Genomic DNA, 15576 nt, shown 5'->3' on the forward strand with positions numbered 1-15576 from the left:
GTCTCAAAAGTCTATTTTCAGTAATCGAGGAATTCTCGATAACTTAAAACCAACAATTTCCATTTTGGAAACAGTTCATTCAAATAAAAAACAATGTCAATAGCAAAAAACCTAACTCAAATAAAATCTCAACTTCCAACTCACGTTACTTTGGTAGCGGTTTCAAAAACCAAACCTGTAGCGGATTTAATGGAAGCGTATGATGCTGGCCAACGTATTTTTGGAGAAAACAAAATCCAAGAAATGACTGATAAATGGGAAGTCATGCCAAAAGACATCGAGTGGCACATGATTGGTCATGTGCAAACCAATAAAGTCAAATACATGGCGCCTTATGTGAGTTTGGTTCACGGTGTAGACAGTTTAAAATTATTGCAAGAAATCAACAAACAAGCGGCTAAAAATAATCGTGTGATTGATTGTTTATTGCAGGTTTACATTGCGGAAGAAGAGAGTAAATTTGGATTAGACGAACAAGAATTAGACGAGATGCTGAAACAAGTTCAGCATGACAAAGAAAACTATAAAAACATTCGAATTATAGGTTTAATGGGAATGGCAACCTTCACTGAAAACCAAAACCAAATTGAAAAAGAATTCAAGCATCTAAAAACGATTTTTGACAAATTCACAATTCACAATTCACAATTCACAATTCTTTCCATGGGCATGTCGGGCGATTATCAACTAGCAATTTCATGCGGAAGTACAATGGTTCGAATTGGAAGTAGTATATTTGGCAGCAGATAAAAGAAAATAGACATAAAAAAGACTAATCACTATTCACTAATTACTAATCACTTTTTGTACGCAATCATCGACATAGAAACCACTGGAGGACAATACAATGAAGAAGGTATTACCGAAATCGCCATTTATAAATTTGATGGTCATGAGGTTGTGGACCAATTCATCAGTTTGGTAAATCCTGAGAAGCCAATTCAACCCTTTGTGGTAAAATTGACTGGGATTAACAATGCAATGCTCAGAAGTGCTCCCAAATTCTATGAAGTAGCCAAAAGAATCATAGAAATTACTGAAGGTTGCGTTATTGTAGCGCACAATGCATCTTTCGATTATCGTATTTTAAAAACCGAGTTTAGACGTTTAGGTTACGATTTCAAAAAACAAACGCTTTGTACTGTGGAATTGGCTAAAAAGTTAATTCCAGGTCAAGAATCGTATAGTTTAGGGAAATTGGTGCGTTCGCTTGGAATCCCAATGGCAGACAGACATCGTGCAAGTGGTGATGCTTTAGCTACAGTGAAATTATTCAAAATGTTGTTGGTAAAAGACATCGAAAAAGAAATCGTAAAAAGTTTCATTAAAACCGAAATCAAATCGGGAATTTCTCCAAAACTATTGGATATCGTTGAAAATTTACCTTCAAAAACTGGTATTTACTACATTCACAACGAAAAAGGCGATTTGATTTACATCGGAAAGAGCAAAAATATCAAGAAACGCGTTAATCAACATTTCACAGGAACTTCAAGTAAAAGTAAAAAAATACAACGCGATGTTTATACCGTAACTTTTGAAGAAACAGGAAGTGAATTGATTGCTCTTTTAAAAGAAAGCGAAGAAATAAAAATCAACAAACCGATTTATAACAGAGCCCAACGCAAAAGTATTTTTCAATATGCCTTATATCAACATAAAAATGAACAAGGTTACATTGCTTTAAGCATCGAAAAAGCGGATGGTAGAAAGAAAGAAATCACTTCGTTTACTTCGCTTCAAGAAGGAAAAAATGCATTGTTTAAGATAACAGAAAAACACAATTTGTGTCAAAAAATCAATGGTCTGTATGAAACCCAAAACGGATGTTTTCAATATAAAATCAAAGAATGCAATGGTGCTTGTATAGGCGAAGAAAATCCAGAAAGTTACAACGAACGCGTTTTAGAATTCATCGAAGAAAACTCGTTTGAAAACAACAATATGGTGATTCTCGATCGCGGAAGAACTTACGATGAAAGAACCGCAGTTTTAATTGAAAATGGCATTTACAAAGGCTACTGTTTCTACGATTTGAATTATCAGGTAAACAACATTGAAATTTTGAAAAACATCATCATTCCAATGCAACACAACCGCGATACTAAAACGATTATCCAATCCTATTTACGCAAACATAAGGTTTACAAAATAATTCAATTTTAATTGTTTAACTTTGTTTTTATGAATGAAGTTAAGTCGAAATACGAGATTTTTAAACAAAAAGCTCACATTGTTATCTACGGAACAAATACAGTTGCGGGAAGACTTTTCGATTTAATTCTTTTAGGTTTGATTTTACTCAGTGTTGTCTTGGTAATGCTAGAAACCGTAAAAGAATTCGATGGAAAATACCACTCTTTCATTTTAGTTTCCGAATGGATAATAACTATTTTCTTCACAATTGAATACATTTTACGAATCATTACGATAAAAAAACCCATCAATTACATTTTAAGTTTTTACGGAATTATCGATTTGGTAGCAATTTTACCGATGTATTTATCATTTTTTGTAACTGGAACAAGTGTTTTCACTGTTATTAGAGCCTTACGACTATTACGATTATTCAAAATATTAAACCATCCTCAATTCTCAAGTCAATCGGTGCATTTGCGAGAATCGATTATTGCGAGTCGAGGTCGTATCTTGGTTTTCATGTACTTTATTTTGATAAGTTGTATCATCATTGGTTCGGTAATGTATGTTGTAGAAGGAGATGAAGCTGGATTTACGAGTATTCCAGTTTCGATTTATTGGTGTATTGTAACTTTAACGACAGTAGGATTTGGCGATATTACTCCAATTACACCTTTAGGTCAATTTATTGCCTCATTTGTTATGATTATGGGTTACGGAATCATTGCCGTTCCAACCGGAATTATTACAGCGGAAATTGCAAAAAACACACCTAGAACAAGAGAAAGTGACAAAAAAGTTTGTCAAAACTGTGGTAATCACGAACACTTAATTAACGCCAAATTTTGTCAAGATTGCGGAAGCGAATTATAAAATGAATTACCTAATTACGATTATTGGTCCAACAGCCATTGGAAAAACGGCTTTGAGTATTGCTTTAGCACAACATTTTGGTTGCGATATTATTTCGTGCGATAGTCGTCAATTTTTTAAAGAAATGAAAATTGGAACTGCTGTCCCTAATGATGAAGAATTAGCAGCTGCACCACATCATTTTATCCAAAACAAATCGATTTTTGAAAGTTATTCGGTAGGTGATTTTGAACAAGAAGCTTTGACTAAATTGGACGAATTATTTCAGAAAAATAATATTCAAATTATGGTTGGTGGTTCTGGATTGTATGTCGATGCTGTTTTGAAAGGATTTGATGATTTTCCAGATATTGATGATTCGGTTCGAACTGAAATCAATACTAAATATGATGCATTAGGAATCGAATATTTACAAGAACAACTTCAAAAATTAGATTCGAAATATTACCAAAAGTTACAAACTGAAAATCCGCAAACCTTACAAAATCCACAACGTATGAAACGCTTTGTTGAAGTTTGTATTGGAAGTGGAAAACCCTATTCGAGTTTTATTGGAAAACGAAAAACTGAGAGAAACTTCACTCCTATTATCATCGGTTTAGAAGCCGACCGAGAAATCATGTACGACAGAATCAACCAACGTGTTGATATTATGATGAATGAAGGACTTTTAGAAGAAGCACAAACTTTGTATCCAAACAAACAGCTGAATGCTTTACAAACCGTTGGTTACAGGGAATTATTTGATTATTTTGATGGAAAAACAACTTTAGATTTCGCCATCGAACAAATTAAAATGAACACGCGACGTTTTGCTAAACGTCAAATCACATGGTTTAAACGAACTGAAAATGTGAGTTGGTTTAATTATTTGATTGATAGAAACAAGATTATTAAAAATATAGAATCACAGATTCAAAAAACACAATAAAAATGCCCATTTCACCCAACTTTACATCCATTTTAGAACAAGAATACGAAATTAACTTTCTGCAATGTTATCCAAATGGTTTATTGAAATATACTGAGTTATGTAATATTTTTCAAATTACAGCCGGAATTCATGCCGATTTAGGAGGAATTAGTTTTAGCGATATGCAAGAACATCATCAAGCTTGGGTAATGAGCAAAATGCGTTTAGAAATCATTAGCTTACCGAAATGGAAAGAGAAAGTAACCGTAAAAACTTGGATTAAATCGTTAGAAAATTCACGTTCGACGCGTTGTTTGGAATTGTATCGTAGAGATGAAAAATTAGCTGGTTGCGAAACTTATTGGGCCGTTTTAAATACACAAATTAGACGACCTGAAAATTTAGCGTTACCTCATGAACATTTTGTAAAATATCCAGAACACAACGCTACTAAAAAATCGGTTCAGCGTATTAATTTAGATGTTCCGTTTGAAAAGGTATTAGATTATAAAGTACAATTATCCGATTTAGATATCGTAAATCATGCTAATAACGTGAAATACTTGGAATGGTGTCTGAATACTATGGATAGAAAACTCGTTTTAAAACAACACATAAAAGGTTTTGAAATGAATTTCTTAAAAGAATTAAATTGGAATGATGAAGCGGTGATTTCAAAAAATGAAAACACCTATATTATCACCAAAGACGACAAGGTTTGTTATGCTTTAGAAATTATTGAATAAAAAAAGTCCTGAAGTATTTCAGGACTTTTTTTTATTATTTTTTGATTACTAATCTAAAACCTTCTCCGTGAATGTTTAAGATTTCTACGTTTTCATCTTGCTTTAAGAATTTTCTCAATTTAGCGATGTACACGTCCATACTTCTTGATGTGAAGTAGTTGTCGTCTCTCCAAATTTTTGTTAAAGCTAATTCTCTAGGCATTAAATCATTTTCGTGAAGTGCTAACATTTTTAATAATTCGCACTCTTTTGGTGATAATTTAATTGGCTCTTGACCAGGATAGGTTAAAAAACGTAATTTTGAGTTTAAGTGAAATTTACCAATTTCGAACTCAAATTTAGTCGTATCTGGTTTAACTTCAGTAGCTTTTCTTTGAATAATCGCTTTGATTTTCATTAAAAGTACTTCAGAGTCGAAAGGCTTATTCAAATAGTCGTCAGCTCCAACTTTATATCCTTTTAAAACGTCTTCTTTCAACGTTTTAGCCGTTAAAAAGATAATAGGCACTTCTTGATTTTTCTCGCGAATTTCTCTAGCCAAAGTATATCCATCTTTGTATGGCATCATTACGTCTAAAATACATAAATCGAAAGTGTCTTTTTTGAATTTCTCAAAACCTTCCATTCCGTTTTTAGCCAACGTAACTTCAAAATCATTTATCATTAAATAATCTTTCAAAACCGCACCAAAGTTTGGATCGTCTTCAACTAATAATATTTTCTTTGCTTCCATAGTAATTGTATGTATATTTTTTAATTTATTAATGGCATTTTAATAATAAAGGTACTTCCTTTACCTTTTTCACTCTCAACAAATATTTGACCGTTATGGTCTTCTACTATTTGTTTTACGTAGGCTAATCCTAACCCATGACCTTTTACATTATGTAAATCTCCCGTATGTTCACGGTAGAATTTTTCAAAAACTCGTTTTTGTGCTACTTTAGTCATTCCGGCACCTTGATCTTGTATTTTTATCAGGATAAAGTCTTTTATATTTTCTGTAAAAACATCAATTACAGGCGCGTTTGGGGAATATTTAATAGCATTATCTAACACGTTTACTAATACATTCGTAAAATGTACCTCGTTTAATAGAATCGTACTTCGTTGTGCATTAAAATGCGAATGAACAACCCCTTCTCTATCTTCTACTATTAAACTAACATGTTCGATAGCATCTTCAATTATTTCGGTTACATCTCTTGGCTCTTTTGAGATATCAAGTTCGTTTTTCTCTAATTTAGAAATACGTAATACGTTTTCAACCTGAGCGTGCATACGTTTATTTTCCTCTTTTATCATTTGAAGATAACGTTGTACTTTTTCTTTATCTTCAATGATTTTTGGGTTCTTAATGGCATCTAAAGCTAAATTAATGGTAGCTATAGGTGTTTTGAACTCATGTGTCATATTGTTAATGAAATCGGTTTTGATTTCTGAAATTTGTTTCTGCTTGATTAACTGATTCAACGCACTAGAATACGTTAATACGATAACCAATGTGAACAATAATGACAAACTCGAAATTCCAATTAAAGAAGAGAATACGAATTTATTTTTTTGAGGAAAACTCACTAATAATTGATATTTAGACATCCCTTCATTATCCTGAAAAACAGGAATTCCGTAAGTTGTTTTTACATCATATTTGAAATCCTCAGAACGCACTTTTGTTGCTAAACCATTACTGTAAATACCAAACTCAAAAGGGGTTTTAACACCATATTTGTGAAGTTCATCTTTTAAATATTTACCCAATTGCTCTGTTGAGACTCTTTCTTGCAAAGGTTTTAAAGAAACAACATCTTTGAAAGCAACTTCAAAGTTGGCTTTATCTAAACTAGAAACGCTTCCTGATTTTCTAATGGTAACATCTGGAAAGGAACGCATTTGTAAACTTCCGTCATTAATGGAATTTCCATTAAAAATTTCTGTTTTTCTTTTAGAAACCACGTTTCCAAAATTAACTGAATTTGCATTTTTATCAAAGAACGATCCATTAATACCGTAGTTTTCGGCTACTAGAGTATTGGTATAAATTATCGTTTCATTTGTTTTTTTGTCACGTTCATAGAAATAAATTTCTTTCAATTCCTCTTCCTTAGGGATTTTACCAGTACTATCAATAATTTTATTATAGTAATTGTAAAAAGAAACTAACTCTTTTTCTTTAATTGTGTTTGAAACATTTCCTAAAACTTGCTGAACGTGATATTTGAATTCCTCTTCATTTTTATCCAAAGAAGTGGAAATCCAATACAATTGAACTAAGATGATTCCAATTAATGATAAACTCATTAAAAAGACCAATAATCTAAATCTTGACTTATTCATCGAAACAAATTTAACATTTTAACATTTCTTGTTAAAATACATTAACCAAAGATTAACATATAAACCTTTTTTTAAAGTTTTGCTAATATTTTAAGAATTTTATCGATTTTTAAGAAAGTATTGCTCAAATTTATATTATCTATTATAAAATCGCTCAATTCTTTCTTTTTTGACTCAGGAAGTTGATTGTTAATTCTAACTAAAATGTCCTTTTTTGTTACATTATCACGTTTCATGGCTCTTTCTATTCTAAGTTCTTCGGGAGCAGTGATTAAAATAACTTTATCACATTGTTTATTACCACCTGTTTCAAAAAGAATGGCAACTTCTTTAATTATAAAAGGAGAATCTTTATGCTCGTTTAACCAATTTTTAAAATGAAGTTGTACTGCTGGATGAACTATATCATTTAATTCTTTTAACTTATTGGGGTTGTTAAAAACGAATTCGGCAATTTTTTTTCTATTAAGTGAATTATCTGGATTGAGTACCGATTCGGAAAACAAATTTTGAATTTTTTGTTTAACATCTTCTCTTTCCATAATTTTTTTGGCTTCTTCATCGGCGATGTAAACAGGAATTCCTTTTGAAGCAATGTAGTTTGCAACAGTAGATTTTCCACTTCCAATTCCGCCTGTTAAACCAATTATTTTTGTCATATCTTATTTCTTAAAAAACAACTCCGGAAATGCTTTTTGAGGCTCTTGCTTTAACACCTCAACTTTATAGTACGAAATAAAGAATCCTTTTCCATAACCATAAAACTGAATTAACGCAGCCCATACTGAATATAACGCTATTTTGAAACTTTTATTGGATAGTAATGAACTTATGAATAATAACAAAAAGTATAATCCGTAAACACCAATAAAAAAGTATATTTTAAAAATGGTCAATAACGCAGAGAATAGAAAGCCTAATAAAAATAAACTTGGAAACCAAAATGTAATTTTTTTATGCTCTGGATACCATGAATTTAAAATTGGTCGCGCTTTTCCAAATTTATTGACTTGGATTTGGAACTTTTCCCAGCTGATTCTTCTTTTATGATACACGAAGGCGTTTTTAATTAACTTCGTTTTGAAACCTAAATTCCACAATCGAATAGATAAATCGGGATCTTCCCCTGGGTGGATATTTCCAAAACCATTTGAAGCTTCAAAAGCTTTTTTAGACAATCCCATATTAAAACTTCGAGGTTGAAATTTATCTACTTTTTCACTTCCACCTCTAATTCCTCCTGTAGTTAAGAAAGAAGTCATCGTAAAATTAATTGCTTTTTGAATATCGGAAAACGAATCTAATGCTGCATCTGGACCTCCAAAACAATCTACATATTCTTCATTTAAACTTTTCTCAACTTGAGATAAATAATCCGATGGAATTATACAATCAGAATCAAGAATAATAAAATAATCGCCTTTAGCCACTTTCATTCCGTAATTACGGGAATCTCCTGGACCTGAATTTGGTTTAAAATAATAGGAAATAGTTAATTTATCAGTATACTTTTCAATTATATTCTGACAAGGAATAGTCGAACCGTCTTCAACAACTACAACTTCAAAAGGAATTGAGGAAGAAAACTTAGTCAAGCTTTCCAACAATTCATCAATTTCATCTGGTCGGTTATAAACGGGAACTATAAAAGAAAAATACATCTTATTTTTTTTTACAAACCTACATAAATTTTAAAGATTTTAAATAGTTGTCCTCTAATTTATGTAAGTTCTTTCTCATTGGGTAAAGTAAAACTTAGGAAAAAGATAAAAAAAAGTCCCGAATAAATCGGGACTTTAATCATTAACTAAATTTAATATTTATTGCTTAACAACTTTTAATGTTTTAACTGCATCTCCAACAGCAACATTAACAATATATGTTCCAGCGCTTAACTGAGACATATCAACTTGTGATGAAGTAGCGTTAATAGTTTTAGAAATTACTTCTTGACCAATCATATTGATTACTCTAATAGAAGATATTTCAGAAGTATAAGATACATTTAATACATCTTTAACTGGATTTGGATAAGCTGTAAAGTTAGAATTATCGAAATCTTCATTGCTTAATACACAAGTAACAGCCATTTCAAAAATACCAGTATTACTACCATATCCTTCTACCATGATATAATAAGTAGATGTTCCGTCCGCTGTAAAAGTTACTTGTGATTGTGTTTCACAAGAATCATCATTAGATGTTATTTGCGTACCACTACATGCATCATACACTCTTAAATAAGTGTCAAAAGATGTATTATTACATAAACTAACTGTTATAGCACCAGCAGCTCCACTATATGAATACCATACATCGGCAGCAGCATTACCTCCTGTGTTAGATGCACCATTAGCAGTTGAACCCGTAACAACAGATCCACATGTAACTGGAATTGCAGTTGCACAAGTATCATTAGTTGGTGGACAGAAGTAAACAAAATTACCTAATGGTAAATTACAAGTAGTATCCGAACCATGTAATAAAGTTAAATTAACTGAAGAACCACTTGCAAATGGACCAACATTTACCACTCCAATAGCTGAAACTGGCCATGAATTTGTTCCATCAGTAATTGAAGGCGTTCCACTTCCTAATGCAGTAACATTTACATCAATAGAATATTGAGCAGTACCACAAGCAGGAACTACAGTTGTAGTAGCCGCTGGTGGAGTACAAGAAGCTGCAACAATATTAACTGTAAAATCAGCAGTTTCACCATAAGTACCTGAATAACATGGATTAGCAGGAGTTTGCAAAACATCAGTAGCTACTATTCTCATTCTATGTTGACCTAGAGGCATTGTTCCAGGCATAACAAAAGATGCATTGTGAGTAACAATTGGAGTATTAGGAGCTAAACCTGTATAAACAATTTCTGACGCATCTAAATTGAAATCGTCATTTGCATCAATCCAAATAACAATATTATAATCATAACCAAAACCTGTATCAAAAGAAATTTGAACATTATTGTTAACTCCTTGAGACATAGTAACAGGCGTTGCTGTATGATCATTGTAAACAGGAGAAGTTGAAACTGTGTTCGCAAAATTTGTTGACACAATTTGAACATTTGTAATACCTAAATTATCAACAGAAGTTGGAGCAGATACACAATAACAACCATTAACATTTGTTGCAAAAGATTGTTCAGTACAACCTGTTGCAGAACCATTAGCATTATAAGGAACAATTGTATAAAAATAAGTAGTATTAAAGTTACCAGTAAAGTTATAAGAAGTACCCGAAACTGGAACAGCATTTGCAATATTATTTCCACCAGTTGTTGTACCAATAGTAACATAATATCCATCAGCACCAGATGTAACATCCCATGTGATTGAATTAGCATAATTTCCACATGTTGGATGAGGCGTTGCTACAACATTAGTTGCACAAGTAGGTGCAGATGATGGTACTGCTTCCCAAATTACATTATCTAAATAAACATAAGTATATGTAGAAGTTGACAATCTTTTAATTGCAATATAATCATCAGTTCCTGTATAACCTGTAAAATCAACAATATACTGAGCAAAAGTTCCATTGATATCAACTGTTTGAAAAGGTGTAAAAGTATTAGCATCACTAGGATTACTCATAGTACCTACAATAACATCTTGTGAAGCTACTGAATTACTAGCAACAAATCGCAATCTGTTAGTACCTGCACTTAAATTATTGATGTAAGGTGTAACTAACATTATATTAGCTGTAGCAGGTGAATCTGAATTGTATAAAGAAATACTATATGGAGCACTAAAGTTAGTTGTTGAAGATCCAACGGTTGCAAAAGTACTAACACCATTACTTAAAATCTTACTCCAACAAGAAGGAATTTGACCCGTAGCCGTTAGTGTATCAAAATTTTCAAAGAAATCTCCTAATTCATCACAAGTTGTAAAATTGATTTCTGTACATCCCACTGCTTGACCATAAGGATTATATGGAAATACACTAACATAATAAGTAGAACCTCCTACTAAATTAGATAAATAATAAGACAATACATTGCCAACATCAAAATTATTTAAAACATCTGTTGCCCCTGGAGTTGTTCCAACACTAATTCTATAACCTGTTGCATCAACGTTTGCTAACCAAGTTACTGTAGAATTAGAAACATTAATAGCACCATTAGCTGGTGAAGTAATAGCTACACAAGAAGGTAGTGTAACTGGAATTTCTTCAAGTACAACACCATCTAAATAAATATAAGCATCTCCACTTCCGTAGTTACTTGTTCCTTTAAACTTAATTTTAAGATTTGCACCAATATAACTTGTTAAAACATAACTTTTCAAAGTCCAATTGGCAGCGCCAGTTAAACCAGATTCTAACAAAGTATATGTTGAACCTCCATTTGTTGAAACATAAACTTCAAAATTACCTCCTGTAGGATTTTTATAGTAAAATTTCAATCTTAAAGATGAAACAGAAGAAGCATCAATAACAGGAGTAGTTAACTCAGAAGTATTTCCATTTGAATTACTCCAAGAGTCAAATCGTAAACCTTTTCCTGTATTTCCAGTAGCAAAACTAGAAAAATGATATGCTGAATTTGTTGTAGTCCCTGCTATTCCCCAACATGAAGGAACTCCTGAAGTAATACTTTCAAACTCTTCTGTAAAAGGAATTGTAGATACATCACAAGTTGTAAAATTAATTTCTGTACATCCTGTTGCTTGTCCATTCGCATTGTAAGGAAATACAGTTACATAATAAGTAGTACCACCTTCTAAGTTTGATAAATAATAAGACAATACATTTCCAACATCAAAATTATTTAACACATCTGTTCCTCCTGGATTAATTCCTACATTTAATCTATAACCTGTAGGGATTCCTGAAGCTGAATTCCAAACCACAAGTGGATTTGCAACGTCTATAGCTCCACTTACTGGAGATGTAATTGAAGTACATAATGGTGGTGTTGAAGTTGGTTGAGTTGCCGAAATATTATCTATATACACATAATAATCGCCAGTTGTACCATACACACAATTCCATCTCACTTTAACATTTGAAGCATTTGGAACACTTGCTCCTGGAACCACATAACTTACTGTTGTACAAGTATTGCCAACGATGTGATTGGAATCATTAATAACACCTGCAGTTACAGTCCAAGTTGCACCATTATCGATAGAAACTTGTGTTGTAATAGTTCCATTATAAGGAGTAGTTGCTACTGTTCCTGCATACCAATCGACAATTTTATAGTCAAAAGAAATTGTTAGATCTTGACCATTTGAAATTTGTGTTTCAGAAGTAAGGATTTTTGGTGTTGAATTGTAAACATTTCCTCTCCAAGAAGCTGTAGCACAAGTTTCTGTTGTGGAAATCCCTCCAGCGCCAACATCCCAACCTGTAGGAGTGGTTGTATTTGGAAAACTTTGAATAATACCCACCTGGGCATCAACTTTCCAAAACATAAAAAAGAGAAATAAAATAAATGTAATTTTTTTCATGTAATTGTGTTTTTTTGTTAGTATAAAAGCGAATTTAACTATTATTTAACTTCTAAAAAAGTTAAATTAATAAAGAAATATAACTAAAAACTAGTATATCGACGAAATACTCGATTTATCGATAAAAAACACAAAACCCCGACAATATCGGGGTTTTTATAACATTTTTTATATATTTTGTGATTATTTTATACTCGGCACTAAAACCATTTCATTTGTATCAGCCTGATAATCTACACCTTCAAATCCAAACCCAAATAAGTTTAAGAAATCTTGTTTGTATCCAGCTAAATCTCCTAATTCAACTAGAGTTTCTGTTGTAGATTCTCCCCAAAGTTTAGCAATTTTTTCTTGAACATCAGTTCTCATTTCCCAATCATCAATACGGATTCTTCCTTTATCGTCTGTTGGAACAGCATTTCCTGTGTACAATCTTTCCGCATACAAACGTTGGATTTGTTCAATACAACCTTCATGAATACCTTCAGCTTTCATAATTTTGTACAACAATGAAATATATAGTGGAATTACTGGAATTGCTGAACTCGCCTGAGTTACCAATGCTTTGTTTACAGAAACATATCCTTTCCCATTAATATCTTTTAACTTCTCTGTAATTTCAAAAGCTGTTGCTTCTAAATGATCTTTTGCTCTTCCAATAGTTCCTTTTCTGTAAACCGCTTCAGTTACCTCAGGTCCTATGTAAGAATACGCAATTGTAGTTGCTCCTTCAGCTAAAACTCCTGCTCCTTTTAAAGCATCCATCCACATTGACCAATCTTCACCACCCATTACTACTACAGTATTGGCAATATCTTCTTCGTTAGCTGGTTCAATAGAAACACTTGTTACATTTCCTGTATGGAAATCAACGGTTTTATTGGTAAAAGTACTTCCAATAGGCTTTAAAGTAGAACGATGCAAAACTCCTGTTACCGGATGTTGACGCACTGGAGAAGCTAAACTATAAATGATTAAATCCACCTGACCTAAATCAGCTTTAATCATATCTATAGTTTGTTGCTTTACTTCATTTGAAAACGCATCACCATTGATACTTTTTGCATACAATCCTGCTTTTTGCGCTTCCATTTCAAAAGCGGCCGAATTGTACCAACCTGGAGAAGCTGTTTTACCTTCTGAAGGTTCTTTTTCAAAAAACACACCAATAGTTGCAGCATCAGAACCAAAAGCACTCGTAATTCTTGAAGCCAAACCAAAACCAGTTGAAGCTCCAATTACTAAAACTCTCTTTGGTCCGTTGATTTTTCCTTTCGATTTTACATATTCAATTTGATTTTTTACATTTTGTTCACAACCTTTTGGATGAGCTGTCAAACAAATAAATCCTCGCATTCTTGGTTCTATAATCATCTTATTCTATTTTTATAATTGGTTTGTTGTCGTTTAAAATGGAAAGCAAAAGTACTTTAAAAAATTAATTCAACAAAGCTTTTGCATGTTGTAAAGCCGAATCTGTAATTTCTTTTCCTGATAACATTTCGGCTATTTGTTGAATTCTTTCTTCTGAGGTTAACAAATTTAATTCTGAAATTGTGGTTTCTCCTAAATTACGTTTGGATACTTTATAATGCGAATTTCCTTTAGCGGCAATTTGTGGTAAATGCGTAATGGCAAACACTTGCATGGTAGCACTCATATCTTTCATGATTTCACCCATTTTTATTGCAATTTCTCCAGAAACTCCGGTGTCAATCTCATCAAAAATGATGGTTGGTAATTTAGAATAATTAGCTAAAATGGCTTTTATCGCTAACATGATGCGCGACATTTCTCCTCCTGAAGCTACTTTCTTCAACAATCCAAAACTGGTTCCTTTATTTGCCGAAAACAGTAAAATCACTTCATCTTTTCCTTTTGGATAATAGGAATCGGTATGATTGATTTCGATTTGAAAATTGGCTTCTACCATTCCTAATTGTGATAAAATTGCTTTAATCTTTTCAATTAAAATTGGAGCGGTTTTCTTTCTGTTTTCAAAAATCGATTTAGCAATTTCGTCAACTTTAGCTTGTTTCGAATTTAATTCGGATTGTAATTTATTGATAACGTTATCTAAATCATCTACACGAATAACTTTAGCATCTAATTCGTTTTGAATTACCAACAATTCGGAAATCGTTTGTACTTGATGTTTCTTCTGTAAATTATAGATGGTTTGTAGCTTTGTATTTACCAATTCTAATCGCTCAGGATCTGCTAAAATTTTCTCGTTGCTTTGTTCACATTCTGAAACAATATCTTCAATTTCGAGTAAACTACTTGTCAAACGCTCCAACAATTGTGCATTTTGATTAGAAAAACCAGCTATTTTTTGAAGTGAAAACTTAATTTCTTTCAAATTGATTAAGGCGCCAACTTGTTCTTCATTGGCAATAGCTAAAATTCGTTCGAAATTTTCTTTTATGAATTCAACATTACTTAATTGCTCTAATTCTTGTTCTAATGTTTGTTGTTCGCCATCAATTAAATTAGCAGCTAAGAGTTCATTCAATAAAAAAGAATTGTATTCATATTCCTTAACCAATGCTTCTTTTTCCGAAATCAATTGTTTCAACTCTTTTTGAGTCGACTTGAAATCAGCTAATGAGTTCTTATATGAATTTACGGATTCGCCATTATTCGCAACCGCATCTAAAATATCTATTTGGTAGTTTTCTTCGGTAAGTTCTCGGGTTTGATGTTGGGAATGAATATCCAACAACATCGCACCTAATTCTTGCAATTCTTGAAGATTTACTGGACTATCATTTACAAAAGCACGCGATTTTCCCGAAGGTAAAATTTCTCTTCTAATGATGGTTTTATCTTCATAATCCATGTCATTATCCTCAAAAAAAGATTGAAGATTATAATTAGAAATAGCAAATTGTGCTTCTATAATACATTTTTGCTCCTTATCTTTAAGGGATGTTAAATCGGCTCTATTTCCTAAAACCAAACCTAAAGCACCAAGAAGAATCGATTTTCCAGCACCGGTTTCTCCTGTAATAACAGAAAACTGATTGGAAAAATCAGTTTCAAGCGATTCGATTAACGCATAATTTTTTATGGAAAGTGAAAGCAACATAAG

At 32.2% G+C, this 15576-nt stretch carries 12 protein-coding genes; 5 read left to right on the forward strand and 7 right to left on the reverse strand.

Annotated features, from left to right (window positions below):
• Nucleotides 1-93 precede the first annotated feature (93 nt).
• The 5 genes from BP92_RS0113910 to BP92_RS0113930 are packed head-to-tail and all read left to right on the forward strand — an operon-like array spanning nucleotide 94 to nucleotide 4671.
• Nucleotides 94-750, forward strand: coding sequence for a YggS family pyridoxal phosphate-dependent enzyme (locus BP92_RS0113910; RefSeq protein ID WP_026726578.1), 657 nt, complete (start codon nucleotides 94-96; stop codon nucleotides 748-750).
• Between the two features lie 54 nt (nucleotides 751-804).
• Nucleotides 805-2166, forward strand: a complete 1362-nt coding sequence (locus tag BP92_RS0113915) for an exonuclease domain-containing protein (protein WP_026726579.1) — start codon at nucleotides 805-807, stop codon at nucleotides 2164-2166.
• An 18-nt stretch (nucleotides 2167-2184) separates the two neighbouring features.
• Nucleotides 2185-3012: an ion transporter gene (locus BP92_RS0113920; RefSeq protein WP_026726580.1), complete on the forward strand. Its 828-nt coding sequence runs from the start codon at nucleotides 2185-2187 to the stop codon at nucleotides 3010-3012.
• A gap of 1 nt (nucleotide 3013) precedes the next feature.
• Nucleotides 3014-3943, forward strand: a complete 930-nt coding sequence (gene miaA, locus BP92_RS0113925; protein WP_026726581.1) for a tRNA (adenosine(37)-N6)-dimethylallyltransferase MiaA — start codon at nucleotides 3014-3016, stop codon at nucleotides 3941-3943.
• 2 nt (nucleotides 3944-3945) lie between these two features.
• Complete coding sequence (locus tag BP92_RS0113930; protein WP_026726582.1) at nucleotides 3946-4671, forward strand: acyl-[acyl-carrier-protein] thioesterase; 726 nt, start codon at nucleotides 3946-3948, stop codon at nucleotides 4669-4671.
• A 34-nt stretch (nucleotides 4672-4705) separates the two neighbouring features.
• Here BP92_RS0113930 and BP92_RS0113935 read toward each other — a convergent pair whose 3' ends face one another.
• The 7 genes from BP92_RS0113935 to recN all read right to left on the reverse strand — a co-directional run bounded on the left by BP92_RS0113935 (nucleotide 4706) and on the right by recN (nucleotide 15573).
• Nucleotides 4706-5404, reverse strand: a complete 699-nt coding sequence (locus tag BP92_RS0113935) for a response regulator transcription factor (RefSeq protein ID WP_026726583.1) — start codon at nucleotides 5402-5404, stop codon at nucleotides 4706-4708.
• Nucleotides 5405-5424: 20 nt separating this feature from the next.
• On the reverse strand, nucleotides 5425-7008 hold the full coding sequence (locus BP92_RS0113940) for a sensor histidine kinase (protein ID WP_026726584.1): 1584 nt from the start codon (nucleotides 7006-7008) through the stop codon (nucleotides 5425-5427).
• A 71-nt stretch (nucleotides 7009-7079) separates the two neighbouring features.
• Entirely contained in the window at nucleotides 7080-7667 is a 588-nt protein-coding gene (gene coaE, locus BP92_RS0113945) for a dephospho-CoA kinase (protein WP_026726585.1), read from the reverse strand.
• A gap of 3 nt (nucleotides 7668-7670) precedes the next feature.
• Nucleotides 7671-8669, reverse strand: a complete 999-nt coding sequence (locus tag BP92_RS0113950) for a glycosyltransferase (protein ID WP_026726586.1) — start codon at nucleotides 8667-8669, stop codon at nucleotides 7671-7673.
• Between the two features lie 159 nt (nucleotides 8670-8828).
• Nucleotides 8829-12482, reverse strand: a complete 3654-nt coding sequence (locus tag BP92_RS0113955) for a GEVED domain-containing protein (RefSeq protein ID WP_026726587.1) — start codon at nucleotides 12480-12482, stop codon at nucleotides 8829-8831.
• 183 nt (nucleotides 12483-12665) lie between these two features.
• Nucleotides 12666-13856: an enoyl-ACP reductase FabV gene (gene fabV / locus BP92_RS0113960; protein ID WP_026726588.1), complete on the reverse strand. Its 1191-nt coding sequence runs from the start codon at nucleotides 13854-13856 to the stop codon at nucleotides 12666-12668.
• A 64-nt stretch (nucleotides 13857-13920) separates the two neighbouring features.
• A complete protein-coding gene (gene recN, locus BP92_RS0113965; RefSeq protein WP_026726589.1) occupies nucleotides 13921-15573 on the reverse strand; it encodes a DNA repair protein RecN in 1653 nt (550 codons plus the stop codon).
• Nucleotides 15574-15576 lie beyond the last annotated feature (3 nt).

The organism is Flavobacterium sasangense DSM 21067 (genome assembly GCF_000686885.1).
In the GTDB taxonomy this organism is placed as follows: domain Bacteria; phylum Bacteroidota; class Bacteroidia; order Flavobacteriales; family Flavobacteriaceae; genus Flavobacterium; species Flavobacterium sasangense.

Coding starts and splice junctions, on each gene's coding strand:
- BP92_RS0113935 (WP_026726583.1), bottom strand. CDS start 5,404: ATGGAAGCAAAGAAAATATTATTAGTTGAAGACGATCCAAACTTTGGT.
- BP92_RS0113930 (WP_026726582.1), top strand. CDS start 3,946: ATGCCCATTTCACCCAACTTTACATCCATTTTAGAACAAGAATACGAA.
- miaA (WP_026726581.1), top strand. CDS start 3,014: ATGAATTACCTAATTACGATTATTGGTCCAACAGCCATTGGAAAAACG.
- BP92_RS0113940 (WP_026726584.1), bottom strand. CDS start 7,008: ATGAATAAGTCAAGATTTAGATTATTGGTCTTTTTAATGAGTTTATCA.
- BP92_RS0113920 (WP_026726580.1), top strand. CDS start 2,185: ATGAATGAAGTTAAGTCGAAATACGAGATTTTTAAACAAAAAGCTCAC.
- fabV (WP_026726588.1), bottom strand. CDS start 13,856: ATGATTATAGAACCAAGAATGCGAGGATTTATTTGTTTGACAGCTCAT.
- BP92_RS0113910 (WP_026726578.1), top strand. CDS start 94: ATGTCAATAGCAAAAAACCTAACTCAAATAAAATCTCAACTTCCAACT.
- coaE (WP_026726585.1), bottom strand. CDS start 7,667: ATGACAAAAATAATTGGTTTAACAGGCGGAATTGGAAGTGGAAAATCT.
- BP92_RS0113955 (WP_026726587.1), bottom strand. CDS start 12,482: ATGAAAAAAATTACATTTATTTTATTTCTCTTTTTTATGTTTTGGAAA.
- BP92_RS0113950 (WP_026726586.1), bottom strand. CDS start 8,669: ATGTATTTTTCTTTTATAGTTCCCGTTTATAACCGACCAGATGAAATT.
- recN (WP_026726589.1), bottom strand. CDS start 15,573: ATGTTGCTTTCACTTTCCATAAAAAATTATGCGTTAATCGAATCGCTT.